A 25,667-nucleotide genomic window follows, 5' to 3' on the forward strand; every position below is an offset into this window, starting at 1 on the left:
CCGCCCTCGGGACGCGGCCGGCCGCGCCTGGCCTATGCTGGGAGCGCTCCCGGCCCCCAGGGCGGCCAGTCACTCCGAGGAGAACGCCCATGTCGCTACTCACCAGACGGCGCCTGCTCCGCCGTGCCGCCCTCTCCGCGACCGTCGCCGGTGCGGCGGCCCGGACCGGTCCGGCCGGCGCCGCCGCCGGGACCGCCGCGTCCGCCACCGCCGTCACCGGCTGCGACGACGAGCCCGACCCCGACGCGGACGCCGACGGCGCGCTGCGCTTCCCGCCCGGCTTCGGCTGGGGCGCGGCCACCTCGGCCTACCAGATCGAGGGCGCGGCCAAGGAGGACGGGCGGGGCGAGTCCGTCTGGGACACCTTCAGCCACACCCCGGGCCGCACCCGCAACGGCGACACCGGAGACGTGGCGGCCGACCACTACCACCGGTACGCCCAGGATCTCGACCTGATGCGCGACCTCGGGCTGCGCAGCTACCGGTTCTCCATCTCCTGGCCGCGCATCCAGGCCGACGGCTCCGGCCGGCCCAACCAGCGCGGCCTGGACTTCTACCGGCGGCTGGTGGACGGCCTGCACGAGCGGGGCATCGCGCCGATGGCCACCCTCTTCCACTGGGACCTGCCCCAGGCCCTCCAGGACGCCGGCGGCTGGGAGAACCGGGACACCGCCGAGCGCTTCGCCGACTACGCCGACGCGGTGTTCCGCGCCCTGGGCGACCGGGTGCCGGTCTGGCTGACCGTCAACGAGCCGAAGACCGTGGTCCAGAACGGCTACCTGTGGGGGCACCACGCGCCCGGCCGGCAGGACCCGGCGGCGGCGTACGTGGTCGCCCACCACCTCCAGCTCGCCCACGGTCTCGCCGTCCGCGCGCTGCGCGCCGCCGGCGTCGAGGCACGGATCGGCCCGGCGCTCAACCTGCACCCCTGCTACCCCGCCGACGGGAGCGCCGAGGCGGCCGCCGCGACCCGGCTCTACGACGGCTACGAGAACCGGCTCTACCTGGACTCGATCTTCAAGGGCGCGTACCCCGAGGACGTGCTGGCCGACCTGGGCGCGGAGAGCCGGCTGGTCCGCGGCGTGCGGGACGGCGACCTGAAGATCATCTCCAGCCCGGTCGACCTGCTGGCGGTGCAGTACTACACGCCGATCTACGTCACCGGCCAGGGCGGCACGGTCCGCCGGTGGCCGACCTCCGAGGCGGAGTGGCAGCAGATCTACCCGGAGGGGATGTACGACATCCTGACGCGGGTCACCCGGGACTACGGCCCGGTGCCGCTCACCGTCACCGAGAACGGGCTGCCCTGCCCGGACACCCTCGCCGTGGACGGCACCGTCGACGACACCGCCCGGATCGACTTCCTCCGCGACCACTTCGCCGCCGCCCACCGGGCCATCCGGGACGGGGTGCCGCTGGAGAGCTACCACGTCTGGTCGCTGCTCGACAACTTCGAGTGGGCCGAGGGGTACGAGCAGCGCTGGGGCCTGGTCTACGTGGACTACCCGACCCAGCGCCGGGTGCTCAAGCGCAGCGCCCACTGGTACCGCGACGTGATCCACCGCAACGGTCTCTAGGCGGCCCGGCCCGGCCGGCGCGAGTCCGGCCGGGCCGGGCCTCGCCCCGGCTCAGCGGGGCAGCGCCTGCTGGAGTTCCGCCCGCAGCGCGGGGGTGAGCATCTCGCCGGCCTGCTTGGCCAGCCGCGCCATCTCGTAGCCGACCACGCCGATGTCGGCGTCGGCCCCGGCCAGCGTGGCCAGGATCGAACCGTCCCGGATCTGCATGACCAGGAAGTAGCCCCGGCCCATCTCGACCACGGTCTGCTTCACGACGTCGCCGTCGAACATCTGGGCCGCGCCGGCGGTGATGCTCATCAGGCCGGAGGTCACCGCGGCGAGCTTGTCCGCGTGGTCGCGGGGCAGGTGCGCGGAGATCGCCACGAGCAGCCCGTCGGAGGAGACCACCACGGCGTGCGCCACCCCGGGCACCCGCTCCGCGAACGCGTTCACCAGCCAGCTCAGGTCCCGTGCCTCCTGGCTCAACGTCGTCACTCTCGTCGTCCTCCTTCATCACGCGGCAGGTACATCTCGGTGGTCTCCTCGGCCTCGGCCCGCCGCACCCCGCTGTAGTAGCGGGAGAGCATGCCGCCGACCGCCTCCGGGTCCGGCTCGTGGCGTGCGGACCGGGTCGGGCCGGCGGCCTGGGTGACCGCGGTGAGCTGGGCCATCGGTACGCGGACCGGCAGGCCCCGCTCGTTGGTGCCTCCGGTGACCGGCGTCGCGGCGGGCGGTGGTGTCACACCGAGCACCGCCGACGACGGGCCCTGGCGGTTGAACCAGCCACCGCCGGCCGGCACCCCGGCCGCCGGGGCGAGCACGTCCTCGGCCCGGCCCGGCACCGGGCGCGGCCCCGGCACCGCGACGCCGGGCGCGGCGGGACGGCCCGGCAGCGGTGACTCCGTCGCGGCCGGCGCCGCGCCGAGCGGGAGCCCCGTCAACGGCGACACCGGCAGCTCCGCCGGCGCCGCCAGCGGACGGCGTCCGGCCACGGGCAGCTCGGTGGTCGCCGTGGCGAGCGCGCCGGTCCCATGCCCCAGGCGGGACGCGGCGGCCACCTGGCTGGTCAGCATCCGTGGCGCGGCGGGCTGGTCCAGCCCCGACGCGGGCGCCGGGGCCAGCAGCTCGGCCGGGATGAGGACCCGGGCCACCAGGCCCCCGTGGCCGCCCCGCAGCCGCACCCGCACGCCGTGCCGCGCGCCCAGGTGGCTCACCACGAACAGGCCCATCCGCTCGGAGGCGGCCACGTCGGCCGCCGGCGGCTCGGCCAGCACCGCGTTCGCCTCGTCCAGCGCGGCCGGGCTCATCCCGAGCCCCTCGTCGACGATCTCCACGAACGCGCCCCTGCCGTCGGCCCCGGCGACGACCCGCACCACGGTGTCCGGCCGGGAGAAGGCGGTGGCGTTCTCCAGCAGCTCCGCGAAGAGGTGCACCAGGTCGCCCACCGCGTGCCCGACGACGTGCAGGTCGGACCGCGAGTCGTGGCGCACCCGCTGGTACTGCTCGATCTCGGCGCTGGCCGCCAGCAGCACCGCGCCGAGGCCGACCGGCCGGTTCCACCGCCGGCTGGACTCGGTGCCGGCGAGCACCAGCAGGCTCTCGTCGTTGCGGCGCATGCGGGCGGCGAGGTGGTCGAGCTTGAACAGGTTCTCCAGCTGGTCCGGGTCGCTCTCCTCGCGTTCCAGCTCGTCGAGGAGTTCGAGCTGCCGCTCGACCAGCACCTGGCTGCGCCGGGCCAGGTTGACGAACATGGCGTTGACGTTGCGCCGCATCATCGCCTGCTCGACAGCGACGTCGACGGCGCTGCGGTGCACCGCCACGAACGCCTCGGCCAGCTCGCCGATCTCGTCCTGCGAGTCGACCACCGCCGGCGGCACGTCGATCGCGGCCACCGGGCGGTCCACCGCGCGCAGCCGGTCCAGGGTGTGCGGCAGCTCCACCTGGGCGATCCGCAGCGCCTGGCTGCGCAGCAGCCGCATCGAGCGGGCCACCGACCGGCCGACCAGCAGCGAGACCAGCACGGCCACCAGGAGCACGCCCACGATGCCGCCGACCACCAGCAGGGTGGCCCGCAGCTGCCGGGCGCTGGCGTCGTCGGCCTGGCGTACGGCGTCGTCGAGCACCTCGTTCTCGAGCTGGCGGAGCAGCTCCTGCCGCTGCTCGCTGGCCCCCCACCACTGCGCCGCGGGCAGCAGCGCCGGCTCGGCGGCCCCGTTCGGCAGGGTCTGTTCCTCCAGCCGGGCGGCCGAGACGAACGCCGGGTCCACCGAGGTCTCGTCGTAGCGGCGGATCTGGTCGGCGGTCGCGGCGACCCGGAACGCGCCCAGCGCGGTGAGCTGCTGGGCGCGCAGGTCGGTCAGGGAGACCTGGTCGTCCACCTCGTACCGGCCGGCCCGGGCGGCGGCGTAGAGCTCGGCCCGGATCCGCGAGGACAGCTCCTTGACCCGGGAGAGCTGCACGTACCGCAGCACCGCGTTGGTCAGCGCCCGCTGGTCGTCACCGGGCGACGGCTCGGCCAGCAGGTTGAGCAGGGCGGCGATGGCGCGGTGGTAGTTGCTCAGCACGGTGTCGCTGGACAGCACCGCCGGCGCCACGGCGGCGCGGATGTAGACGACCTGGTCGTACGCCTCCAGCACCTCGGAGTAGGCCACCCGCCAGGCCGCGGCGGCGTCGGCGAGGGGCTCGGCCGCGGCGCGCAGCTCGGTCATCGCCCGGTCGGAGGCGTCCTGGAGTGGTCTGAGCGCGGCGACCGCCGCGTCCCGGTCCGCGCCGCCACCCGCCTTGCGCAGCGCGGCCAGCTCCCCGGCCGAGCGGTCCCGCTCCTGCTGGAGCCGGTCCACCGCGGTGCTGATCTGCCGGCCGATGCCCACCTGCTGGGCGAAGTCGCTGAGCGCGGTGGTCTGCCCCACCAGCCCGCGCGTCTGCACCCCGGCGAGCACCAGGAACGCCACCGAGGGCAGCACCAGGACGGTGGCGAGCTTGGTGCGCATCCGCCAGTCCCGCAACCGGAAGCCCGAACGTCGCCGGTGCGGCACCACCCGCTCGCCGGACGGGCTGCGGCGCGGCTGCGGCGCCGCTCCACGAGCCGGGTCGGGACCTGCGCCCACACGTTCCTCCTCGGTCCCACCTCGGCTCCACCGGGTCGGGGAGCGGAAGTCCATCCAACCAGGCCGACGGGCGGTGTCAAACGGACAGCCGGCCGCACGACCAGGAAGGTCAGCGCGGTGGGCGGGCGCCTACGGTGTTCGGCGCGTCCCCGTCGTCCGTCCGGCCGATGCCGCCCACCCGTGCCGCGTCGGCGATCCGGCCGAGCGCCACCAGCGCGGCACCGGTCGCCCCGATCTCCGGGTTGCGTTGGTAGCACACCACGCGCGGGGCCAGCGCCTCGGCGAACGCCTCCCGCCACCAGGCCGAGGCGGCCATCGCACCACCGCCGAGCACCACCTCGGCCGGTTCACCCACGCCGGCCTCCACCAGGGCCAAGTCGTCGGCCACCAGCCGGCACAGCTCGGTCAGCAGCCCGGCGAGCAGGTCGACGGCGGTGGTGCCGAAGCTCAGGCCGTACAGCTTCCCGGAGCCGGACGGGGCGACGCCGGGCGGCCGGTCCCCGCCGAGCCGCGGGTTGGCCCGCACGGTGAGCCTCGCGCCGGCCCGGGCCAGCGCGGCCTCCAGCTCGGCGCCGGCGGGCAGCCGCAGCTCCCGGTTCGCCCAGGCGTACAGGTTCCCGCCGCTGGAGTACGCCGCCCCGGTCACCACGTGCTCGTGGTCGACCCGGTAGCGCCAGAGCTTCTCGGGCAGGGGCGGCAGCTCCGCCCCGGCCGGCCCCGTCTGGACCATGCGCACCGCCGCGGAGGTGCCGACCGTGACCGCGGCGCGGGACCGGTCGACACAGCCGGAGCCCACGTTGGACGCCGCGCCGTCGCCGACCGGGGCGGCCCAGCGGGCGTCGGCGAGCTGCGGCCAGCGCTGGGCGTACCCGACGCGGAGCCGGCCGCGCCACCGCTGCGGGGCCAGCGCCGGCAGCTCCTCGGGGCGCACGGCCGCCAGCTCGCACGCCTCGGCGTCCCACTCCAGCCGGCGCAGGTCGAGCAGCCCGGTGCCGGAGGCCATCGAGACGGACATCGGCGCCTCGTCGAGCAGCACGCCGAGGACGTACTCGACCAGGCCGCCGAAGCGGGCGACCGGCGTGCCGCACTGCTCGCGCAACCAGGGCAGGCGCATGGTCCAGTAGCAGCGGTGCCACCAGGCGCCGGTGCGCTCGTGGAAGGCGTCCGGGTCGGCCGGGCCGGTGGCGCCGGCGAGGGCCTCGGGCCGGGTGTCCATCCAGGTGAGCACCGGGCCGAGCGGCGCACCGTCGGCGCCCAGCGGCAGCACCGAGTGCCACTGCGCGGAGGTGGCCACCAGCTCGACGTCCCGCAGGTGCCCGCCGGCGGCCAGCTCGTCCAGGCACTCCGCCAGACAGGCCAGGTAGCGGGGGCCGTCCAGGGTGCCGCTGCCGTCGTCGCCGGTCTCCAGGCGCACCTTCCGGCGGGCCAGCGCGCCGGGGCGCGGCACGGCGTCCCCGTCCAGCACGAGGCCGCGCACCGAGGAGGTGCCCAGGTCCAGAGCGAGAATGTCCATCGCGGGTCAACCTACCCGCCGGGAGCCGCGGCGAAGCCAAGATCCGCCGGGCCGGCACGGCGATCGGGTTCCCCGGCACGGGCGGGTCGCGTACAGTGATCGTCATGCCCGCGCACCTGTCCTGCTGGTGGCCCGCCGACCCGGCGGCCCACTTCCGCGCGTAGCTTTCCCACGCGGCCGCCCGACGAGGCGGCCGCCGGTCTCTCCCCCGGCACCCGGGCCGCCCCGCCGGCGGCCTCCGGCCCGCCGAGGAGACCCGATGACCCGCCCGCACGACCCGCTCGCCGCCGTCGCGGCCGGCCGCGACCCCGGCCCGTTCGCGCTCGTCCGCCGCGAGGGCGCCGACCACGTCGACCTGTTCACCGGCCCGGTACGCACCGCCGACCGGCTCGCCGACCTCCCGCTGCCCGACGACGCCCCCGGGCCGCGCACGCTGGCCCTGGTCCCCTACCGGCAGATCGCCGAGCGCGGCTTCGCCTGCGTGGACGACGGCCTGCCGCTGGAGTTCCTGCTGGTCGAACGGCACCGGCGGCTCCCGCTCGACGAGGTGCTGGCCGCCCTGCCCGACGCGCCGGTGGTGACCCGGGACGCCGCCTTCGACATCTCCGACGCCGAGTACGCGGACACCGTCGGCCGGGTGCTGGCCGACGAGATCGGCCGGGGCGAGGGCGCCAACTTCGTCATCCACCGCACCCTGCGGGCCACCGTCCAGGGCCCGCCGCTGGTGGCCGCCCTGGCCGCGCTGCGCCGGCTGCTGCTGCGCGAGCGGGGCGCGTACTGGACGTTCGTGGTGCACACCGGCACCCGGATCCTGGTCGGGGCGAGCCCGGAACGGCACGTCAGCGTGGACGACGGCCTGGTCATGATGAACCCGATCAGCGGCACCTTCCGGCACACCGGCGCGGCGGCCGACCGGGACGCGCTGCTGCGCTTCCTCGACGACCCGAAGGAGGTCGAGGAGCTGTACATGGTGCTCGACGAGGAGCTGAAGATGATGGCCACCGTCGCCGAGCACGGCGGCCAGGTGGTCGGGCCGTACCTGAAGGAGATGGCGCACCTCGCGCACACCGAGTACCTGCTGGCCGGGCGGGGCTCACTGGACGTCCGGGAGGTGCTGCGGGAGACCATGTTCGCGCCCACCGTCACCGGCAGCCCGATGGAGAACGCCTGTCGGGTGATCGCCCGCCACGAGCGGACGGGCCGGCGTTACTACGCCGGAGTGCTCGCCCTGCTCGGCCGGGACGAGCACGGGCGGCAGACCCTCGACGCGCCGATCCTGATCCGCACCGCAGAGCTCTCCCCCACCGGGGAGCTGCGGGTGCCGGTCGGGGCCACCCTGGTCCGGCACTCCACGGCCGCCGGCGAGGTGGCCGAGACGCACGCCAAGGCGGCCGGGGTGCTGGCGGCGCTCGGCCTCGGCCCGGACGCCCCGGCCCGCGGCGCGGAGCCCGCCGTCCGGTACGCCGACGACCCCGAGGTCCGCGCCGCGCTGGCCGCCCGGAACACCCCGCTGGCCCGGTTCTGGCTCGACCAGCGGGCACCGGGGGCGGCCGCGCTGCCCGGGCTGGCCGGCCGCCGCGCGCTGATCGTGGACGGTGAGGACACCTTCACCGGGATGCTCGCCCATCAGCTCGGCGCGCTCGGCCTGGCGGTGACCCGGCGGGACTGGCACGACGCCGGCCCGCTCGACGGGTACGACCTGGTGGTGGTCGGTCCGGGCCCGGGCGACCCGAACGACCTCGCCGAGCCGAAGATGGCGACCATGCGGGCGCTGCTGGCGCGGCTGCTCGGGGCGGGCCGGCCGACCCTGGCGGTCTGCCTCGGCCACCAGCTCCTCGCCGGGCTGCTCGGGCTGCCGCTGCACCGCCGGGACGCGCCCTACCAGGGGCTGCCGCGGGACGTCCCGGTCTTCGGGGCGACCCGCCGGGTCGGCTTCTACTCCAGCTTCACCGCCCGCGCCGGCGCCGACCGGATCGCCACGGGGTACGGCCCGGTGGAGCTGTCCCGGGACCCGGTGGACGGGGCGGTGCACGCGCTGCGTGGGCCCGGCTTCGCCGGGGTGCAGTTCCACCCGGAGTCGGTGCTCAGCCGGGACGGCATGGCGGTGCTGGCGGACCTGCTCGGGCACCTGCTGGCCCATCCGGCGCTGACCGGGTATGGACCGGCCGATCGGGGGTAGGGCGAAGGGCGACCGGTGGTCCGGACGGGTCGAGAGCCCCCGCCGGGCCACCGGTCACCTCGTGCCGGGGCTCAGCCCGCCATGCCCTTCTTGAGTGCCGTGGCGATCTGCACGGCCCGCCGGGCGGTCAGCGCGGTGGCGGTGAGGGCCACGTGGTCCGGGGCGACCTCCCCGTTGTTGCTGGTGTGCGAGGCGCCGTACGGGTTGCCGGCGACGAACTGGCTGGGGTCGGTGTAGCCGGGGGTCACCACGATGCCGCCCCAGTGGTAGAAGACCGTGTACAGCGACAGCAGCGTGGCCTCCTGGCCGCCGTGCGAGGTGGCGGTCGAGGTGAAGCCGGTGTAGACCTTGTTCGCCAGCGCACCCTGGGCCCACAGCGGGCCGGTGATGTCGATGAACTGCTTGAGCTGGGCGGCGACCATGCCGTAGCGGGTGGGCGAGCCCATGATCACGACGTCGGCCCAGGAGAGGTCGTCGGGCTGCGCCTCCATCACGTCCTGGGTCTCCAGGCGGTGCGCCTGCCAGCCCGAGTTGGAGCGGATCGCCTCGTCCGGCGCCAGCTCACGTACCTTGCGCAGGCGTACCTCGGCTCCGGCCTCCCCGGCGGCCTCGTACGCCGCCTGCGCCATCTGGTAGGTGATGCCGGTCGCGCTGTAGTAGATCACCGCGACCTTGACCTGGCCATCCATCAGACGATTCCTCCTCGGTGTCGGGTCAGCTCCGGCGACTACCCGTTGCTTGCGACGGCAAACGCCGGGGGCGCGCCGGCTCACCTGGGTCGATCCCTTGCCGTGGCTCAAGATTTGCGCAAGTTCCGATGGAAACCGCTTCCCCGGCTCGGGGCGCCCGGGGATCCTGGTCGCACCGGTGTCGGTGTACCGCCGCCGCCCCGCACCGGGAACCTGAACGGGGGATCGCGCTCCGCCGGCAGCGTGGCTGGCGTAGCGCGATCAGGGGTACTCCCCGGCCTAGTCGTTGAGCTTGTCCCGCAGGTCGGTCACCCGCTTCTCCAGCCGGTCCACCGCCTGCTCGTTGTTGATGAACGTGCTGATGCCGGCGGCGAGCGCCAGCCCGATCAGCACCGCCAGGGCGCTGAGCACCAGACCACCGATCGCCACCCCGCGCCCGGTGACGCCGGGGCGTCGGCTCATCCGCAGCCCGAAGATGCCCAGGATGAGCCCGATGATCCCCAGCAGCAGCCCGACCGAGGCCAGGATCGCGGTGAGCACGCTGAGCAGGGCGGCCACGCCGAAGACCAGCGAGAAGGTCGCCGCGGCGCTGGTCTTCGCCCCGCCCGCCGGTCCCGCCGGCCGGGCGGTGGCAGCTCGGCCGCCGCCTCGCATCGGTTCACTGGACGCTGTCATCACGCACCTCGCATTCCTCGCATCCGTTTACCGGCGGCGCATCCCCGCTCCGGCGGCGCTCATGCCTCGCGGTCCGGGTCATTTCCGGCACCCCTGCTGCTTCTCCTCCTATTCGTCCCGATTCTGGCGAATGCCAGGCCCACCGCCGGGGATCCGGGTGGTGACCCACGAGAGGAAGGACGAACCATGCGACTGACGGAGCAGCAGGTCCGCTCGCTGTACGGGCAGGACGTCCAGGACCGCTCGGGCGCCAAGATCGGCAGCGTGGGCCAGGTCTGGGCCGATCCCGCCGGCGAGGCGACCTGGGTCAGCGTGAAGACCGGGGTGATGGGCCATCACGAGTCGATGGCGCCGCTCCAGGCGGCCCGGATGCAGCCGGACGGCCGCCTCCAGGTGCCGTACGACAAGGCGACCGTGCGCAGCGCTCCCAGCGTGGAGACCGGCACCGACCAGCCGCTCGGCGCCGACCAGCTCACCCAGCTCTACCGGCACTACCAGCTCGGTGAGCAGGCCGGGCCGGCGCCGCAGCGGATGCCGGGCGCGCCCGAGGTGGTCCGCTCCGAGGAGCGCCTGCGGGTCGGCACCGAGAGCGAGCCGGCCGGAACGGCGCGGCTGAACAAGCGCGTGGTCACCGAGAACGTGCAGACGAGCGTGCCGGTCGAGCACGACGAGGTGACCGTCGTCCACGAGCCGGTCAGCGCGGCCGACCGGGACGCCGCCCGGGCCGGCATCGGCGAGGAGCAGCGCGAGATGGAGCTGCGCGCCGAGCACCCGGTGGTCGCCAAGGACCAGGTCCCGGTCGAGCGGGTCCGGCTCGACAAGGACGAGGTCGTCGAGGAGCAGCCGGTCAACGCGCAGGTCCGCCGGGAGCTGGTGGACGCCGACGTGCCGGAGCGGGCACGCCGCAACCGCTGACGCGACGGCATCCCGGGCGGGTGGGCCACGGCCCGCCCGTCCGGTCGTCCGTCCGCCGGGAACGTCGCACCCGCGACCTATGCTGACCGTCCACGTTCAGGGGAGGTCGGCTCGTGACCGTACGCCTCACCGGCGCCGAGGCGCTGGCGCTGCGGATGACCAGCCTGCTGCTGCGTCCGCACCCCACCGCACGCCCGGAGAGCGTCGCCGGGGTGGTCGAGTGGTTCGGCGCCATGCAGGCCCAGGACGCGGCGAGCGGGCTCTGGTCGCTCGGCGCACGCCTGCCCGGCCGGACCCAGGACGACGTGCGTGCGGCGTTGGAGCGGCGCGAGGCGCTGCGCACCTGGCCGATGCGAGGCACCGTGCACCTGGTTCCGCCCCGGGACGCGCGGTGGATGCTCGCGGTGACCGGCGTCCGGGCGCTGGCCGGGGTGGCCGGCCGGTGGGCCCAGCTCGGCCTGACCGAGACCGACGCCAACCGCGCCGCCGACGTGCTGGGCGAGGCCCTCGCGGGCGCGGGCCGGCTCACCCGCGCCGAGTGCCTGGCCGCGCTGCGCGCCGCCGGCCTGGACACCGACGGCCAGCGCGGCTACCACCTGCTCTGGTACGCCAGTCAGCGCGGCGTCACCTGCATCGCCCCGCACGTGGGCACCGAGCAGACGTTCGCGCTGCTGGACGAGTGGGCGCCCGATCCGCACCGCCCCGAGCGGGACGAGGCGCTGGGCCTGCTGGCCCACCGCTACGTCCGGAGCCACGGCCCGGTGACCAGGCACGAGCTGGCCCGGTGGACCGGCCTGACGGTCACCGACGCCACCCGGGGAATCACGGTGGCCGGCGACGTGCTCGCCCCGGTCGAGGTGGACGGCGTGCCCGCCGTGGTCGACGCCGCCCTGCTCGACGCGCCCCGGGCGTCGGTCGACGACGTGCACACCCTGCCGGGCTTCGACGAATACCTGCTGGGCTACAAGGACCGCGCACTGATGCTCGATCCGGCGCACGCGAACGCTGTCGTCCCCGGCAACAACGGGATCTTCCAGGCCACGGTGGTGCGGGGTGGCCGGGCGGTCGGCACCTGGAAGCGGACCCTGGGCAAGCGCGCGGTCACCGTGACCGTCCAGCAGTTGACGCCGTTCGACGCCGCACTGCGGGCCCGCGTCGAGTCGGCTCTCACCGGCTACGCCGAGTTCCTCGGGCTGCCACTGCGGCTCACCTGGTAGCCCGGGCCGGCGGGCGCCACCCACCGGCCCGGGTGCCGGTCAGTCGGCCAGCGCGCCGGCGGCCCGTCCCTCGTGCAGGGTGAGGTTGCGCCCGGTGGACGGGTCGAAGAGGTGGATCTTCTCCAGGTTGAACCAGACCCGGCGCGGCTCGCCCTCGCGCACCGGCGACTCCGCCGACAGCCGGGTCACCAGGCTCGCCCCCGTCCCGGTGAAGTCGGCGGCGCCCGCGTCGGCGGCCAGCTCCTCCAGCTCGGCGGCGCTGGCCCGCTCCCCCTCGACGGTGAAGTAGACGTACTTGTCGGAGCCCATCGACTCGACGATGTCGACCGGCGCGTCGAACTCCAGGCCCCGGCGGCGGGTCTCGTCGTCGATCAGCGCGGCGTCCTCGAAGTGCTCCGGACGGATGCCCAGGATCAGCTCGCGCGGGGCGTCGGCGCCGTCGAGCTGCCGGCGTACCCGGTCGCCGATCGACACGTCGCCCAGCGCCGTGCGCAGGTGACCGTCCTCGACGGCGGCGTGCAGGAAGTTCATCGACGGGGAGCCGATGAACCCGGCCACGAAGAGGTTGCGCGGGTGGTCGTAGAGCTCCTGCGGCGGGCCGACCTGCTGCACCGCGCCGCCCCGCATGATCACCACGCGGTCGCCGAGGGTCATCGCCTCGGTCTGGTCGTGGGTCACGTAGACGGTGGTGGTGCCGAGCTGCTTCTGCAGCCGGGACACCACGGTGCGCATCTGCACGCGGAGCTTCGCGTCCAGGTTGGACAGCGGCTCGTCCATGAGGAACGCCTTGGGCTGGCGGACGATCGCCCGCCCCATGGCCACCCGCTGCCGCTGCCCGCCGGAGAGGTTGGCCGGCTTGCGGTCCAGCAGCGGGGTCAGCTCCAGGACCTTCGCCGCCTCCTCCACCTTCTGGTGGATGGTCTCCTTGTCCAGCTTCGCGAGCCGGAGCGGGAAGGCCATGTTCTCCCGCACGGTCATGTTCGGGTAGAGCGCGTAGGACTGGAAGACCATGGCGATGTCGCGGTCCCGGGGCGCCTTGTCGTTGACCCGCTCCCCCGCGATGCGCAGCTCACCGGAGCTGATGTCCTCCAGCCCGGCGATCATGTTGAGGGTGGTGGACTTTCCGCAGCCGGAGGGGCCGACCAGGATCACGAACTCGCCGTCGGCGATCTCCAGGTCGACGTCCCGCACCGCGGTGGTCCCGTCCGGGAACCGCTTGCTCACCTTGTCCAGCACGATGTCGGCCATGACAACACCACCTATCCCTTGACTGCGCCGGAGGTCAGACCGGAGACGATGCGGCGCTGGAAGAAGAGCACGAACAGGATGATCGGAATGGTGATCACCACGGCGGCGGCGCAGATCGCCCCGGTGGGGTCCTCGAACTGCGACTCGCCGGTGAAGAACGACAGCGCCACCGGGACCGTGCGGGCCCGCTCGGTCGAGGTGAGCGTGATGGCGAAGAGGAAGTCGTTCCAGCAGAAGATGAAGACCAGGATGGCCGTGGTGAACAGCCCCGGCGCGGCCAGCGGGGCGATCACCCGCCGGAACGCCTGGCCCTGGGTGGCGCCGTCCATCTTCGCCGCCTTCTCCAGGTCCCAGGGGATCTGCTTGAAGAACGCCGAGAGCGTGTAGATCGCCAGCGGCAGGGCGAAGGTGATGTACGGCAGGATCAGCCCCGGCCAGGTGTCGAAGAGGCCGAGCTGGCGCTCGATCTCGAACAGCGGCGACACCAGCGACACCTGCGGGAACATGGCGATCAGCAGGGACACCCCGACCAGCAGCTTCTTGCCGGGGAAGTCCAGCCGGGAGATCGCGTACGCGGCCATCGCGCCCAGCACCACCGCGACCAGCGTGGCGATCAGGGCGATGCCGATCGAGTTGACCAGGGCCCGGACGAACTGGTCGGTGTCGAAGATCGTCCGGTAGTTGTCCAGCGTCCACTCCCGGGGCCAGAACTTCCCGTCGGTGAGGGTGGCCGGGGTCTTGAACGACAGCGAGGCGATCCAGAGCACCGGGACCAGCGCGAAGACGACGACGATAACGTCCAGCAGGCCCCAGCGCAGCTTCGCCCGCGGGGTGGTTTCGGTGGCCATGTCAGCGCCTCTCCCCGTCGTCGCTGCCGGGGGCAGCGGTGCCGAACAGCTTCACGAACACGAACGCGATGATCGCCACGGTGAGGAAGATCAGCACCGACATGGTGGAGCCGATGCCGAGGTTCAACCCCCGGATCAGGTTGTTGTAGGCGAGCATCGACACCGACGAGGTCTCGTTGCCGCCGGCGGTGAGCACGAAGATGTTGTCGAACACCCGGAACGCGTCCAGGGTGCGGAACAGCAGGGCGACCAGGATGGCCGGCTTCATCACCGGCAACATCACCTTGGTGAACCGCTGCCAGGCGGTCGCGCCGTCGGTGGAGGCGGCCTTGAGGAGGTCCTCCGGCACCAGCGCCAGCCCCGCCATCAGCAGCAGCGCCATGAACGGCGTGGTCTTCCAGATCTCGGCCAGCATGATGATCGCCAGCGAGCTGGCCCGCTCGGTCAGCGGGGCACTGCCGTCGAACAGGTTGGCCAGGTAGCCGGTGCCCGGCGTCCAGGCGTACCGCCAGGAGAAGGCGGCCACCACCGTGACGATGCCGTACGGGATCAGCGCCGCGGTGCGGACGATGCCCCGGCCGACCAGCGTCCGGTGCATGATCAGCGCCAGGCCCATGCCGAGCACCAGCTCGACCACGACGGTGACCACGGTGATCAGCGCGGTCACCCCGAACGCCGTCCACCAGAACTGGTTGGTCAGCACGGTCGCGTAGTTCTCCAACCCGATGAACTCCCGCTGGTCGGGGAAGCGCAGGTCGAAGCGCTGCAGCGACAACCAGACCGAGTAGAGGATCGGGTAGGCGGTGACCAGCACCATGACCAGCGCGGCCGGCGCGCAGAGCAACCAGCCGAGGCGGCGCTCGGCGCGCTTGTTCTCGCTCAGCGGCGCCCGGGCCCGACGATTGGCCCGCTGGGCCGGGACCGCCGCGTGCCGGCCGCCGCGAGCGGCGGTCTCGTCGGCGGCGACGTCCGCGCCGGCGGGAGTGGCGTTGACGCTCATGGCAGGACCCCCTTCGACTCGAGGGCGTCGGCGATGGCGTCGCGCAGCTCGTTGGCGGTCTGCTCGGGCCGGATGGCCGACGGCGGCGACAGGATCGCCGACATGACCGTGGAGATGCTCTGGTACGCCGGGGTCAGCGGCCGGACCGCCGGTTCCTTCAGCTCCTCCAGGATCGTTTCCTTCATCGGGTACGCCTTGTCCATCTCCGGGTCGGCGTAGACCGCCTCGATGGTGGGCGGCACGCCGTCGTTGACCGCGGAGAACTTCTGGTGCTCGGCGCTGCGGATGCACCTGGCCGCCTCGAAGGACTCCGTCGGGTGCTTCGAGTAGGAGCTGACGGCCATGTTGACCCCGCCGATGGTGACCTTGCTCGGGGTGTTCGGGTCGACGCCCGGCACCCGCGCCCACTTCACCTTCTGCGCCAGCTCCGGGTTGGCCTCCTGCATGGCCGGATACACGAACGGCCAGTTGACCTGGAAGGCGCCCGTGCCGGACTGGAACTCCAGCCGGACCGGGTCCTCGGTGGCGTTGCTGAACGACGGCGACGTCACGCCCGAGGTGGCGAACTTCTTGAGCTGGTCGAGCGCCCGCACCGCGCCCTCGTCCATCACGGCCTTCTTGCCGTCGTCGCTGAGGATCTTCCCGCCCGCGCTCTCGGCCAGGGTGTTGTAGAGGACGACCAGGCCCTCGTACTGGGCGCCCATGGTGAGCACCTGGTACGGCTTCCCCTGCTGCTTGAGCTGCTGGGCGGCGGAGATCATCTCGTCCCAGCTCCTCGGCGGCTCCTGGACCAGGTCGCTGCGGTACCAGAGGAGCTGCACGTTGGTGTTCTTCGGCGCGGCGTAGAGCTTGTCCTCGTAACGGGCGGTGTCCAGCGGCCCGGCGAGGGTGCCCTGCTCCACCTCGGCCTTGTCCTGGCCGGTCCACTCCCGGATCCAGTTCGCGCTGGCGAACTCCTGGGTCCAGGTGACGTCGAGGCCGAGCACGTCCATCCCGCTGTCCTGCGCCGCGAGCCGCCGCACCATCTGCACCCGCTGGTCGTCGGCCTGCCGCGGCAGGACCCGGTAGGCGATCCGGTACCGCCCCTGGGCCTGCGCGTTGCAGTCGTCAACCACCTTCTGCAGGTTCTGCTCGGGCGGGTAGTACAGGTTGATGGTGGGCGTGCCCCCCTCGCCGCCGGATCCGCAGGCGGCCAGCGGGGCCACCAACGCGAGTGCGGCGGCTGCCGCCGCCGCACGCCGGGCCGGCCGCCGCCGCGCGGCCGTGTCGGGGTCTGTCGTCATCGCCCTCCCCCTTTCTTCGGCGAAGAGCCGGGGAGGAACCCGTGCCCCGGCGCACGGCGAGACGGTCGGGACGCTTGCCGGTCGCCCCGCGCCCCGGGACGTTTCGTGCGCCAGACAGTGCCCTGGCTGCGACGCTGCGAAACCTGACGGTCACGAGACGCATACGACCGTCGCCGCCGTGGCGCGGATCACCGCGCCCCGGGCCGCACCGAGGGGCGGCACCCGGACGTGGCCCGGCGGTGGCCGTCCGACCCGGCCGGCATGATGGCCGGATGATCGCGCGCTTCAAGGATCTCTGCATGGACGCCGCCGACGCCCACCGGCTCGGCGGCTTCTGGGCCACCCTCCTCGACGGGAAGCTGGTCGACACCGGCGACGGCGACGCCCGCATCGACCCCCGGGCCGCCGCCTCGCCGGCCGAGTCGATCTGGGTCAACACCGTGCCCGAGCCGCGGACCGGGAAGACCCGCGTCCACCTCGACCTGCGGCTCGCCGACCCGGAGCCGGCCGCGCTGCTGGCCGCCGGCGCGCGCCTGGTCCGCGAGCCGGACGCGGAGATCAGCTGGTGGGTGCTGGCCGACCCGGAGGGCAACCAGTTCTGCGCGTTCGCGCCGCGCGAGGGCGCCCGGCCCGGCGTCTTCGAACTGGTGGTGGACAGCGCCGACCCGGCCGCGCAGGCCGCCTGGTGGGCGCGGGTGGTCGGCGGCCGGGCCGAGACCGCCGCGGAGGGCGCCGCCTCGGTGGTCGGCGCCGCGGGCTTCCCCTGGGACCACTGGGTCTTCGACCCGGTGCCGGAGCGCAAGCGGGTGAAGAACCGGGTGCACTGGGACGTGGAACTGGCCGGCGCGGACGTCACCCCACTGATCGCGGCCGGAGCCACCCTGCTGTGCGAGCCCACGCCGGCGACGTCCTGGTGGGTGCTGGCCGACCCGGAGGGGAACGAGTTCTGCGCCTTCCCGGCCCGTCCCACCCAGTGAACGGCGAGACTACCCAGCGTGCGCCCGGTGGACTAGCGTTTCCCTAGCTCCGCAGCCAGCGCGTCGCCGTCGAAGTCGATACGCCTCCGGCCGACCCCAGCCCGTCCGATCGGTTGGTTCTCGCGCGAACTCCCGTCTGCGGTCCCACCGGTTGGGCAGGATCCCCACGAGGAGGTGCCGTCGTGCAGGACACCCGCGCTCTCGCCCTGACGTTCGAGGTGAGCGGCCTGCCCCCGGTCAAGACCGAGGCCCTGTCCATCTTCGCCGCCGGGCACCGGCAGGCGACGAGGGTCCGCGCCCTGCTCCAGGCCGCCTGCACGGCGGCCCAGCGCACGGGGTGGACCCCGCTCGCCGGTCCGGTCGAGGTGGACGTGACCCTGCGTTGCCCGCCCGGGCACCGCACCTCCGACGCCAGCACCCTGCTGGGCGGGGTCTGCGCGGTGCTCCAGGACAAGAAGCGGGTCGCGAACATCGGCCTGGCCCACCTCGGGGTGCTGGTCGACGTCGCCCTCTGGTCCGACGACCGGCAGATCCGCCGGCTGTCCTACGTCGAGGAGCCCGCGGAGGACTTCTCGTACCAGGTCCGGGTGTCGGCGTTACCGAGGATGGTTTGACCGACGATCGCGGTGGGGTACCGCGATCGCCGACGAAGGGAGCGCCGATGTCGGAGCCACATGTCACGCTCGATCCGAGCGGGCTCGATCCTGTGCAGCAGAAGCTGCGCGGCCCGCTGGAGGATCAGCTGACCTCGGCCCTGCAGGCGGCCGCCGACCGGGTCCGCGCCGGCTACGCGGGTGAGCCGGTGGAGGAGGTCTGCCGTCGGCTGCTCGACGAGACCCGCGCCGGGCTGCACCCGGACATCGCCGCCGGCTTCAACCCGGACATGGACGAGTTCTGCCGGGTCGCGGTGGCCATCGTCCGCGGCGAGGTCTCCTGACGCACCCGCCTTCGACCGCGCCGGCCACCGGGCCGGCGCGGTCGGTCCGCGCGGGCCGGTCATCCGCGTCGCACGTCGACCGAGACGACGTGGGTACCGTCGGGGCGGGTGGCCTCGCCCAGCCGGACGGGCAGCGTCCCGCCGGCCGGAGGCCGGAGGCCGAGCCCGAAGCTGAGGTGTCCCTCGAAGTCACCGGCCGCGGCCCAGCCGCGCAGCGTCGGGTAACCGATCCGGGACGGCGGCAGGTCGGCCGTGCCGGCACCGCGCGCGTCGTGCGCCTGCGCCGGGTCGAAGCGCACCGACAGGTAGGCGGTGCCGGGCAGTTCGACGGGCGCGCCGCGCCCCTCGGTGACCACCTGCGCGACGTAGCCGACCTGGTAGGACGGCGTCGGGCCACGGAAGGCGAAGGTGATCCGGCTGAAGTTCTCGGCCGGGTGGTCCCCGAACCGCACCTCCACCAGGACGGGCAGTGGCTCCCCCGGCGCCGGGGTGACCGGCACCCCGACCCGGTGGTTCACCCGGGCGGGCGTGGCGGGCACCGCCCAGCCGTAGGTCACCCGCCAGGAGCCCTCGACAGGCGCCCCGGTGGTGGGCGCGGCCGGGGTGGCGGCGGGCGTGGTCGCGACGACGGTCGCGCCGGCCGGCGGCGCCGTCGCGGTCGTGGGGGCCGCGCCGTCGGGGTCGGTCGTCGTGCAGGCCGCCGCGAGCAGCACGACCAGGCTGGCGAGCAGCGGTACGCGCTGAGGTGTCATGGCTCAGTGTCGCGCCGGTCGGCCCCGGTCCACCAGGGCCGACCGGCCGCCCGCAGCGGCGGCGGTCAGCCGGCGAGTGCCAGCGACTTCACCGCGACCAGCGCGACGAGCAGCACCGCGACGGCCACGGTGACCGCCACCTGCGCGGCGGTCCGCCGCCGGGCCGGGGCGTACGCGAGCCCGAGCCCGACCAGGCCGCCGACGAGCAGGCCGCCCAGGTGGCCCTCCCAGGAGGTCCAGCCGGCGGAGAGCACCATCCAGATCACGAACGGGATGAGCACCCGCTGCGGGTCGATGGGATGGTGGTGCAGCCGTCGGGTGAGCACGACGTAGCAGCCGGCCAGGCCGTACACCGCGCCGGAGGCGCCGACCGCCGCCTGGTGCGGCGACACCAGGAAGCCCAGGACCCCGCCGCCCAGCGCGGAGAGCAGGTAGACGGCGAGGTACCGGGCGTGCCCCAGCCGCTCCTCGATGACCCGGCCGAGTTCCCACAGCCACCACAGGTTGAACGCGATGTGCAGGAAGCCGAGGGCGCCCTGGGTGGGCAGCAGGTGCAGGAACGACGAGGTGATCAGGCGGTACCACTCGCCGTGCGCGACCCCGATCGGCTCGTACCCGGCTCGGGGGACGCCGTCGTCGACGTAGCGCCGGCCGGCGTCGTCGACCAGCCCGGTGCCCAGGCTGTCGAACTGGTCGAGTACGGCAGGGTGGACCAGTTCGACCAGGTAGGCCAGCACGATGAGGGCGACCAGCGCGTACGTCACCAGCGGGCGGGCGACCAGCCGGCCGCCGAAGACGGTGCGGGCCTGGCGGACGGTGCGGTTGTCCGCCCGGACACACTCGGGGCAGCGGTGGCCGACCGGCGCCTCCCGCATGCAGTCGGGGCAGATCGGGCGGTCGCAGCGGGTGCACCGCAGCAGCGTCTCCCGCTTCGGGTGCCGGTAGCAGGTGCTGGCGGCGTTCTCGGCGGGCGGCTGGCCGGTGCTGATCGTGTCCATCGGGATGTGGTCCTGGGTGGCTCGTGGGGGCGGAGCGGTCAGTAGCGGTCGAGCCGCTCGGCGGGGCTGAGCACGACGTGCGGCGCCGCCTCCGGGTCGAGCCAGGTGAGCACCGCGACCAGGTGCTCGTGGGAGAGGCTCACGCAGCCGGCCGTGGCGTTGCCCTCGGCGCGACTGAACTCGTGCAGGAAGATGCCGCTGCCGGCGTGCGGCACCGGGGCCGGGACGGTCGGCGGCATGTTGTAGCTGATCACGGCGAAGTGGGTGTACGCCGGGTCCTCCCGCCACAGCGCCTCGCTCTGGCCGCCCAACGGCTCGGCCGAGCGCTGGAAGCTGTTGTAGTGCGGGGATTCCGGCTCGGCGTTCCACCAGTCGTCGACGCCGACCCGGTGGTACGGGTAGCGCACGCCCGGGTCGGCGGCGATGCCGTAGATGGTCGGGCCGATGGCGTAGACGCCGGTCGGGGTGGTCGGGACGCCCTCGACGTGCCGGTCGCTGAACCCGTCGGCGCCGATCCGGGCCGGTAACGGGGGCAGGGCCGACCGCCAGTCGTCGCCGGCCCGCTGGTACGTCTCCAGGGTGGCGTGGGTGGTGTGCCAACCCTCGCCGGTGACGATGACGACCTGCGCCGTGCGCGGTGGCAGGGAGGTCAACCGGGCGGCCCTCGACGACGTCACGCGGAGGATCCTCGCACGTGGGCGGTCGTCCGCACCGCCCCGCGGGGTGATCTTCCAGGGCTGGCCGGACGGGTCAGGACCGGGTCCGCAACTCCCCGGTCCTGACCCCCAGCCGTCCGGTGTGGTAGCGGTAATTCGCCGTTGCGAGCGCGGCAGGCGTGGCACGCCGCCAACGCCGGGCTCAACACGGCGAGCCGGCCCGCCTGCACTCAGCTCCACGGTGCCCAACTACCGGACTTCGGCGCGCCCCCGTCTCACCCCGAAGAGGCGTGGGCGCGGGCTCAGGTTAGGCAGGTTCCCGCAGGTCGGACAAGGTTCGGCGGGCCCGGGAGAATGTGATTGATACCAACGTTGAAAAACGGCATGTCGGCGTAACAGGGTCAGCCGGACCAACGCTGTTTGTGTTCGAGGCGACGGCTGCGCCCGGCCTCCGGCGGAGGGCGGGTCAGGGCCCCGGCCGCGGCCGCCCCGGCGATCAGCGCGATCGCCGCGAGGTGCAGCAGCCGTACCCCGGCCGGGGCCGCGACGGTGGCCGCCGGCAGGCCCGGCAGCAGCAGCGCCCCCAGCCCGGTGACCGCCAGGGCCACCCCCCAGAACACACCCGGTCGGGCCGGCGGCGCCGGCGGCCGGACACCGTCGAAGATCTCACGCCGGTGGGCGGCGCGCACCGCCAGGGCGGCCACCAGCAGCCCACCGCCCACGGTGCCCGTCACGTCGGCCACCTGCCACCAGTAGAGCCCGGTCAGGGCGTGGAAGTCGGCGATGCCGAGCAGCCGCGGCCACCGGTCGGTGTGGGTGATCCGGTCCCAGGCGACGTGGCTGAACGCGCCGATCAGCGCCGAGCAGACGGTGACGTGCCAGGGGTGGCGGACGCCGGCCAGCGCGGCGTGGTCGGGCCAGCCGAACAGCCGCTGGCCGGGCAGGTGCACGGCGATCCCGGCAATCACCCGGCGGACGATCCAGGCGTAGCCGAGGGCGACCGGCAGGCACCACCAGAGCAGCCCGCCGAGGGTGTGGGTGCGCAGCCCGGGGGCGAGCCCGGTGCCGGTGAACAGGTAGCCCACGTCCGGCGCGACCGCGCCGGTGGCCAGCGCCACCCCGTCGAACCAGTGCGGCCGCCAGAGCTTCAGCGGCAGCACCGGGGCCAGGTGCGACGGAAAGGTCAGCGGCACGCCTGGGACGTTACCCGCCGGCTCAGAAGTGCCGGACCAGGTCGGGGAAGGCGGCCAGCCGGATCACCCCGGGGTCGGACGGGTCCAGCTCGTCGTGTTCCAGCACCCAGGTGTTCTCGTTCGGGATGAAGACCGCGTTCAGGCCGGCGGCCCGGGCCGGCAGGATGTCCGAGCGCGGGGAGTTGCCGACCATCCAGGCGCTGGCCGGGTCGAAGGCGTGCTCCCGGGCCAGCCAGCGGTAGGTGTCGACGTTCTTCTCCGGCACGATGTGCGCGGCGCGGAAGTGGTGCAGCAGCCCGCAGGCGTCGAGCTTGCGCTGCTGCTCCTCGCGCTCCCCCTTGGTGAGCAGCAGCAGCTCGTGCCGGGTGGCCAGATCGTCCAGGGTCTCCGCCACGCCGGGCATCAGCTCGACCTGGTGGCCGACGAGCGCCGCCGCCAGGTCGTCGATCTCGGCGCGCTCCCGGTCGGTGGCCGGGCGCGCGCGCAGCTTCTCCAGGCACTCCCCCAGGCTGCGCAGGAACACCTTGCTCCCGTAGCCGTGCGCGACCGCGTTGGCCCGCTCGATGTCGTCGAGCACCGCCCGGATCTGGAGCCGGTCCAGCGTCGGATGGTCCAGCCAGGTGAGGAAGTCGTCGATCACACGCTCGAAGAGGACGTTGTTCTCCCAGAGCGTGTCGTCGGCGTCGAAGACCAGCACCGCGGCCTCCCGGCGCTGTGGCATCGCGTACTCCTCCCGTGTGCCGGACCGGGACACGGTACTGCCTGCCGGTCACCCCGGCAGCCCGGTTTCCGGCACGCCGGGCGTCCCGTACCAGGACTGGCCGACAAGATCACCGCCAGCCGGACGGACGGACCGTCCGAACTGGCCGAACGCCGCGCGACGGGCGGCGGGAACCCGACTGCGCCGACCCGGGCAGGGGCGGCATGCTTCGGCGATGACGACCTCACGCGATCAGCCCCGCGCGACCCCGGCCCGGCGCCGGCGTCGCCGGAGGGCGGCCACCGCCGTGGTGGCCGCGCTCGCCGCCGCGGGCGGCGCGCTCCCACCGTCCCCGGCCCTCGCGGTCAACGCCGCGCACTCCACGGTGGTCGGCACCAACCCGGCGGACTGGACGCCGCACGCGCTCGACGGGACCGTGTACCGGATCCTCCAGATCGGCAACCGGGTGTACATGGCCGGCTCGTTCACCAAGGTCCGCAACGCCGGGCAGACCGCCCAGCTGGCGATGCCGCGGCTGGTGGCCTTCGACGCCACCACCGGCCGGATCGACACCACCTTCCGGCCGGTGGTCAACGGCACGGTCAAGGCGCTCGCCGCCGCCCCGGACGGCCGCTCGCTCTACCTCGGCGGCGCGTTCACCACGGTCAACGGCGTGGCCGCACCGCGGGTGGCCCGGGTCGACGCGGCCACCGGCGCCCGGGTGGCCGGGTTCGCTCCCGCCGCGCTCAACAACCAGGTCAACGACATGCGGCTGGTCGGCAGCCGGCTGATCGTCGGCGGGGCGTTCCAGACCGTCGGCGGGGTGACCCGCCGCGCCCTGGCCGCGTTGAACGCCACCACCGGCGCCGCCGACGCGTCGGTCAACCTGCGGATCGAGGGTCCCCGGAAGACCACCTCCGGGGCCACCGCACCGGTCAAGATCGAGGCCCTGGACGTCTCCGCCGACGGCCGGCGGCTGGTCTTCGTGGGCAACTTCAGCTCGGTCGCCGGCGTGGCGCGCCACCAGGTCGCGGTGGCGAACCTGAGCGACGCCGGGGCGACGCTCTCCGGCTGGTCGACGCTCCGTTACCAGCCGCAGTGCGCCGCGTCCATGCCCACCTACCTGCGCGGCGTGGACATCTCCCCGGACGGGACCTGGTTCGTCGCGGTCACCACCGGCGCCGCGTTCCCGGGCACGCTCTGCGACACGGCGTCCCGCTTCGAGTTCGGCACGGAGACCGGCGGCAAGCAGCCGACGTGGGCGAACTACACCGGCGGCGACACGCTGCTCTCGGTGGCGATCACCGGGGCGGCGGTCTACGTCGGCGGCCACCAGCGCTGGCTGGACAACCCGTACGGGCGCAACTCGGCCGGCGCGGGCGCGGTGTCCCGCCCGGGGATCGGGGCGATCCACCCGACCACCGGCAAGGCGCTGGCCTGGAACCCGACCAAGGACCGGGGCGTCGGCACCGCCGAGCTGTACGCCACCGACCGGGGGCTCTGGGTCGGCAGCGACACCGTCACGATCGCCGGCGAGTACCACGCCCGGGTGGCGTTCCTCCCGCTGCCCTGAGTGCGGTGGGGCGCGGCGGCACCGTCGCGCCCCACCGTCAGCGGCGCAACGTGAGGATCAGGTCGGCGACCAGTGCGGTCCACCCGGTCTGGTGCCAGGCGCCCAGGCCGGCGCCGTTGTCGCCGTGGAAGTACTCCGGGAAGCAGATCAGGTCCCGCCAGTCCGGGTGGGTCTGGAAGAGCTGGGCCGCCCCGTAGATCGGCCGCCGGCCCCAGCCGTCCCGGGTGAACAGCGAGATCAGCCGGGCCGACAGGTCGTCGGCGATCTCGTCGAGGCTGCGCTTCACCCCGGACCGGGTCGGATACTCCACCTGGAGGTCGTCACCGAAGAAGGCGGCGTAGTCCCGCAGCGCGCTGATCAGCAGGAAGTTCGTCGGCATCCAGATCGGGCCGCGCCAGTTGGAGTTGCCGCCGAACAGGCCGCTGGTCGACTCGGCCGGCTCGTAGCCGACGCTGAACTCCTGGCCGCCGAGGGTCACCGTGAACGGCTTGTCGAGGTGGGCGCGGGACAGCGTGCGCAGCCCGTAGTCGGAGAGGAACTCGTCGGTGTCCAGCATCCGGGCGAGCAGGCGCACCACCTGGTCGGGGCCGACCATGGAGAGCAGCCGCTGCTGCCGGCCGTCCGGGCCGAGCCGGCGGGCGCCGATCACCTCGGCGTACTCGGGCCGGTTGGTGAGGAACCAGCGCAGCCGGGCGCCCAGCTCGGGCAGCCGGCGCAGGGTGCGCGCGGTGAGCCGGGTGACCGCGGCCAGCGGCAGCAGCCCGACCACCGAGCGGACCTTCAGCGGCACCTTCGTGCCGTCGGCCTGCCGCAGCACGTCGTAGAAGAACGCGTCCTCGTCGTCCCAGAGCCCCTGGTCGTACGCGGCCGCGGCGATGTACGCGAAGTGCTCGAAGAACTTCGTCGCGGTGTCCACGTACGCCCGGTCGTGCTCGGCCAGCACGACGGCCATGTCGAGCAGGTTGAGCGCGTACATGGCCATCCAGCCGGTGCCGTCGGACTGCTCCAGCACACCGGCCACGGGCAGCGCCGCCGAGCGGTCGAACGGGCCGACGTTGTCCAGCCCCAGGAAGCCGCCCTCGAAGACGTTGTTGCCGCCGGTGTCCTTCCGGTTGACCCACCAGGTGAAGTTGAGCAGCAGCTTGTGCATGACCCGGGCGAGGAACTCGTGGTCCCGGGAGCCGTCGATCTCGAACACCTTCAGCGCCGCCCAGGCGTGCACCGGCGGGTTCACGTCCCCGAACGCCCACTCGTACGCCGGGATCTGCCCGTTCGGGTGCAGGTACCACTCGCGGAGCAGGAGCAGCAGCTGCTCCTTGGCGAAGCCGGGGTCGACCCGGGCGATGGTGACGCAGTGGAAGGCCAGGTCCCAGGCGGCGTACCAGGGGTACTCCCAGGGGTCCGGCATGGAGATCACGTCGAAGCTGTTCATGTGCCACCAGGCGCTGTTGCGCCCGTGCCGGCGGCCGGCCGGCGGCGGCGTGGAGCCGGGATCGCCCTCCAGCCAGCGCTTGACGTCGAAGTGGTAGAACTGCTTGCCCCACATCAGCCCCGCGATGGCCTGCCGGGCCACCAGCGCCTCGTCGGCGCTGGCGGCGGCCGGGATGACGCTGTCGAAGAACCGGTTCGCCTCGGCCCGCCGGGCCCAGAG

Annotated in this window: 23 protein-coding genes; 8 read left to right on the top strand and 15 right to left on the bottom strand. The window is 73.9% G+C overall.

Annotated features, from left to right (window positions below):
• The first annotated feature begins 89 nt into the window (after window positions 1-89).
• The gene (locus ACW0Q9_RS14510) at window positions 90-1,577 is read left to right on the top strand and encodes a GH1 family beta-glucosidase (protein ID WP_456181508.1); all 1,488 of its coding nucleotides are present in this window, start codon (window positions 90-92) and stop codon (window positions 1,575-1,577) included.
• A 51-nt stretch (window positions 1,578-1,628) separates the two neighbouring features.
• On the opposite strand, the gene ACW0Q9_RS14515 is transcribed toward ACW0Q9_RS14510, so the two are convergent.
• The 3 genes from ACW0Q9_RS14515 to ACW0Q9_RS14525 form a co-directional block, all read right to left on the bottom strand.
• On the bottom strand, window positions 1,629-2,051 hold the full coding sequence (locus tag ACW0Q9_RS14515; protein ID WP_013287300.1) for a roadblock/LC7 domain-containing protein: 423 nt from the start codon (window positions 2,049-2,051) through the stop codon (window positions 1,629-1,631).
• Complete coding sequence (locus tag ACW0Q9_RS14520) at window positions 2,048-4,663, bottom strand: nitrate- and nitrite sensing domain-containing protein (protein ID WP_456181510.1); 2,616 nt, start codon at window positions 4,661-4,663, stop codon at window positions 2,048-2,050. Before ACW0Q9_RS14520 ends, ACW0Q9_RS14515 begins: the two co-directional genes overlap by 4 nt.
• A gap of 109 nt (window positions 4,664-4,772) precedes the next feature.
• The gene (locus tag ACW0Q9_RS14525; RefSeq protein ID WP_456181512.1) at window positions 4,773-6,176 is read right to left on the bottom strand and encodes an FGGY family carbohydrate kinase; all 1,404 of its coding nucleotides are present in this window, start codon (window positions 6,174-6,176) and stop codon (window positions 4,773-4,775) included.
• Between the two features lie 259 nt (window positions 6,177-6,435).
• Between ACW0Q9_RS14525 and ACW0Q9_RS14530 the strand changes: the two genes are divergently transcribed.
• Window positions 6,436-8,355 carry a chorismate-binding protein gene (locus ACW0Q9_RS14530; RefSeq protein ID WP_456181514.1) on the top strand — a complete coding sequence of 640 codons (1,920 nt, stop codon included), beginning with the start codon at window positions 6,436-6,438 and terminating at the stop codon, window positions 8,353-8,355.
• 71 nt (window positions 8,356-8,426) lie between these two features.
• Here ACW0Q9_RS14530 and wrbA read toward each other — a convergent pair whose 3' ends face one another.
• Window positions 8,427-9,044, bottom strand: a complete 618-nt coding sequence (gene wrbA, locus ACW0Q9_RS14535) for an NAD(P)H:quinone oxidoreductase (protein ID WP_456181516.1) — start codon at window positions 9,042-9,044, stop codon at window positions 8,427-8,429.
• A 279-nt stretch (window positions 9,045-9,323) separates the two neighbouring features.
• Complete coding sequence (locus ACW0Q9_RS14540; protein ID WP_456181518.1) at window positions 9,324-9,698, bottom strand: hypothetical protein; 375 nt, start codon at window positions 9,696-9,698, stop codon at window positions 9,324-9,326.
• Between the two features lie 207 nt (window positions 9,699-9,905).
• On the opposite strand from ACW0Q9_RS14540, the gene ACW0Q9_RS14545 reads away from it, so the two are divergent.
• Window positions 9,906-10,634, top strand: a complete 729-nt coding sequence (locus ACW0Q9_RS14545) for a YsnF/AvaK domain-containing protein (RefSeq protein WP_456181519.1) — start codon at window positions 9,906-9,908, stop codon at window positions 10,632-10,634.
• 113 nt (window positions 10,635-10,747) lie between these two features.
• Window positions 10,748-11,851, top strand: a complete 1,104-nt coding sequence (locus ACW0Q9_RS14550) for a winged helix DNA-binding domain-containing protein (RefSeq protein WP_456181521.1) — start codon at window positions 10,748-10,750, stop codon at window positions 11,849-11,851.
• Window positions 11,852-11,890: 39 nt separating this feature from the next.
• Here the strand turns inward: ACW0Q9_RS14550 and ACW0Q9_RS14555 are convergent, their stop codons facing one another.
• The 4 genes from ACW0Q9_RS14555 to ACW0Q9_RS14570 are packed head-to-tail and all read right to left on the bottom strand — an operon-like array spanning window position 11,891 to window position 16,230.
• Window positions 11,891-13,099: an ABC transporter ATP-binding protein gene (locus ACW0Q9_RS14555; RefSeq protein WP_456181523.1), complete on the bottom strand. Its 1,209-nt coding sequence runs from the start codon at window positions 13,097-13,099 to the stop codon at window positions 11,891-11,893.
• An 11-nt stretch (window positions 13,100-13,110) separates the two neighbouring features.
• Window positions 13,111-13,947: a carbohydrate ABC transporter permease gene (locus ACW0Q9_RS14560; RefSeq protein WP_456181525.1), complete on the bottom strand. Its 837-nt coding sequence runs from the start codon at window positions 13,945-13,947 to the stop codon at window positions 13,111-13,113.
• 1 nt (window position 13,948) lies between these two features.
• Window positions 13,949-14,947, bottom strand: a complete 999-nt coding sequence (locus tag ACW0Q9_RS14565) for a carbohydrate ABC transporter permease (protein WP_456181527.1) — start codon at window positions 14,945-14,947, stop codon at window positions 13,949-13,951.
• Window positions 14,944-16,230 (bottom strand): ABC transporter substrate-binding protein, encoded by a 1,287-nt coding sequence (locus ACW0Q9_RS14570; protein ID WP_456181529.1) that lies wholly within the window; start codon window positions 16,228-16,230, stop codon window positions 14,944-14,946. Before ACW0Q9_RS14570 ends, ACW0Q9_RS14565 begins: the two co-directional genes overlap by 4 nt.
• 272 nt (window positions 16,231-16,502) lie before the next feature.
• Here ACW0Q9_RS14570 and ACW0Q9_RS14575 point away from each other — a divergent pair, with 272 nt between their 5' ends.
• The 3 genes from ACW0Q9_RS14575 to ACW0Q9_RS14585 all read left to right on the top strand — a co-directional run bounded on the left by ACW0Q9_RS14575 (window position 16,503) and on the right by ACW0Q9_RS14585 (window position 18,144).
• On the top strand, window positions 16,503-17,207 hold the full coding sequence (locus ACW0Q9_RS14575) for a VOC family protein (protein ID WP_456181531.1): 705 nt from the start codon (window positions 16,503-16,505) through the stop codon (window positions 17,205-17,207).
• A gap of 182 nt (window positions 17,208-17,389) precedes the next feature.
• Entirely contained in the window at window positions 17,390-17,821 is a 432-nt protein-coding gene (locus ACW0Q9_RS14580; protein WP_456181533.1) for a hypothetical protein, read from the top strand.
• 47 nt (window positions 17,822-17,868) lie between these two features.
• Window positions 17,869-18,144 (top strand): hypothetical protein, encoded by a 276-nt coding sequence (locus tag ACW0Q9_RS14585; RefSeq protein ID WP_456181535.1) that lies wholly within the window; start codon window positions 17,869-17,871, stop codon window positions 18,142-18,144.
• A 59-nt stretch (window positions 18,145-18,203) separates the two neighbouring features.
• On the opposite strand, the gene ACW0Q9_RS14590 is transcribed toward ACW0Q9_RS14585, so the two are convergent.
• The 5 genes from ACW0Q9_RS14590 to ACW0Q9_RS14610 form a co-directional block, all read right to left on the bottom strand.
• Window positions 18,204-18,896, bottom strand: a complete 693-nt coding sequence (locus ACW0Q9_RS14590; RefSeq protein WP_456181537.1) for an AMIN-like domain-containing (lipo)protein — start codon at window positions 18,894-18,896, stop codon at window positions 18,204-18,206.
• 65 nt (window positions 18,897-18,961) lie between these two features.
• Window positions 18,962-19,894, bottom strand: coding sequence for a rhomboid family intramembrane serine protease (locus tag ACW0Q9_RS14595; protein ID WP_456181539.1), 933 nt, complete (start codon window positions 19,892-19,894; stop codon window positions 18,962-18,964).
• A 38-nt stretch (window positions 19,895-19,932) separates the two neighbouring features.
• A complete protein-coding gene (locus tag ACW0Q9_RS14600; protein WP_456181541.1) occupies window positions 19,933-20,571 on the bottom strand; it encodes a L,D-transpeptidase family protein in 639 nt (212 codons plus the stop codon).
• Window positions 20,572-20,951: 380 nt separating this feature from the next.
• The gene (locus tag ACW0Q9_RS14605; protein WP_456181543.1) at window positions 20,952-21,743 is read right to left on the bottom strand and encodes a DUF4184 family protein; all 792 of its coding nucleotides are present in this window, start codon (window positions 21,741-21,743) and stop codon (window positions 20,952-20,954) included.
• A 22-nt stretch (window positions 21,744-21,765) separates the two neighbouring features.
• Window positions 21,766-22,464 (bottom strand): HAD family hydrolase, encoded by a 699-nt coding sequence (locus tag ACW0Q9_RS14610; RefSeq protein ID WP_456181545.1) that lies wholly within the window; start codon window positions 22,462-22,464, stop codon window positions 21,766-21,768.
• Window positions 22,465-22,678: 214 nt separating this feature from the next.
• Here ACW0Q9_RS14610 and ACW0Q9_RS14615 point away from each other — a divergent pair, with 214 nt between their 5' ends.
• Complete coding sequence (locus ACW0Q9_RS14615; protein ID WP_456181547.1) at window positions 22,679-24,016, top strand: hypothetical protein; 1,338 nt, start codon at window positions 22,679-22,681, stop codon at window positions 24,014-24,016.
• Between the two features lie 37 nt (window positions 24,017-24,053).
• Here the strand turns inward: ACW0Q9_RS14615 and ACW0Q9_RS14620 are convergent.
• The coding region (locus ACW0Q9_RS14620; protein ID WP_456181549.1) for an MGH1-like glycoside hydrolase domain-containing protein at window positions 24,054-25,667 on the bottom strand (1,614 nt) is incomplete at its 5' end.

It is taken from the genome of Micromonospora sp. I033 (genome assembly GCF_053890995.1).

What these genes read in the sequence shown, in the direction of transcription:
- ACW0Q9_RS14510 (WP_456181508.1), top strand. Translation starts at nt 90, where the DNA reads ATGTCGCTACTCACCAGACGGCGCCTGCTCCGCCGTGCCGCCCTCTCC.
- ACW0Q9_RS14525 (WP_456181512.1), bottom strand. Translation starts at nt 6,176, where the DNA reads ATGGACATTCTCGCTCTGGACCTGGGCACCTCCTCGGTGCGCGGCCTC.
- ACW0Q9_RS14530 (WP_456181514.1), top strand. Translation starts at nt 6,436, where the DNA reads ATGACCCGCCCGCACGACCCGCTCGCCGCCGTCGCGGCCGGCCGCGAC.
- wrbA (WP_456181516.1), bottom strand. Translation starts at nt 9,044, where the DNA reads ATGGATGGCCAGGTCAAGGTCGCGGTGATCTACTACAGCGCGACCGGC.
- ACW0Q9_RS14540 (WP_456181518.1), bottom strand. Translation starts at nt 9,698, where the DNA reads ATGCGAGGCGGCGGCCGAGCTGCCACCGCCCGGCCGGCGGGACCGGCG.
- ACW0Q9_RS14545 (WP_456181519.1), top strand. Translation starts at nt 9,906, where the DNA reads ATGCGACTGACGGAGCAGCAGGTCCGCTCGCTGTACGGGCAGGACGTC.
- ACW0Q9_RS14555 (WP_456181523.1), bottom strand. Translation starts at nt 13,099, where the DNA reads ATGGCCGACATCGTGCTGGACAAGGTGAGCAAGCGGTTCCCGGACGGG.
- ACW0Q9_RS14560 (WP_456181525.1), bottom strand. Translation starts at nt 13,947, where the DNA reads ATGGCCACCGAAACCACCCCGCGGGCGAAGCTGCGCTGGGGCCTGCTG.
- ACW0Q9_RS14565 (WP_456181527.1), bottom strand. Translation starts at nt 14,947, where the DNA reads ATGAGCGTCAACGCCACTCCCGCCGGCGCGGACGTCGCCGCCGACGAG.
- ACW0Q9_RS14570 (WP_456181529.1), bottom strand. Translation starts at nt 16,230, where the DNA reads ATGACGACAGACCCCGACACGGCCGCGCGGCGGCGGCCGGCCCGGCGT.
- ACW0Q9_RS14575 (WP_456181531.1), top strand. Translation starts at nt 16,503, where the DNA reads ATGATCGCGCGCTTCAAGGATCTCTGCATGGACGCCGCCGACGCCCAC.
- ACW0Q9_RS14585 (WP_456181535.1), top strand. Translation starts at nt 17,869, where the DNA reads ATGTCGGAGCCACATGTCACGCTCGATCCGAGCGGGCTCGATCCTGTG.
- ACW0Q9_RS14590 (WP_456181537.1), bottom strand. Translation starts at nt 18,896, where the DNA reads ATGACACCTCAGCGCGTACCGCTGCTCGCCAGCCTGGTCGTGCTGCTC.
- ACW0Q9_RS14595 (WP_456181539.1), bottom strand. Translation starts at nt 19,894, where the DNA reads ATGGACACGATCAGCACCGGCCAGCCGCCCGCCGAGAACGCCGCCAGC.
- ACW0Q9_RS14610 (WP_456181545.1), bottom strand. Translation starts at nt 22,464, where the DNA reads ATGCCACAGCGCCGGGAGGCCGCGGTGCTGGTCTTCGACGCCGACGAC.
- ACW0Q9_RS14615 (WP_456181547.1), top strand. Translation starts at nt 22,679, where the DNA reads ATGACGACCTCACGCGATCAGCCCCGCGCGACCCCGGCCCGGCGCCGG.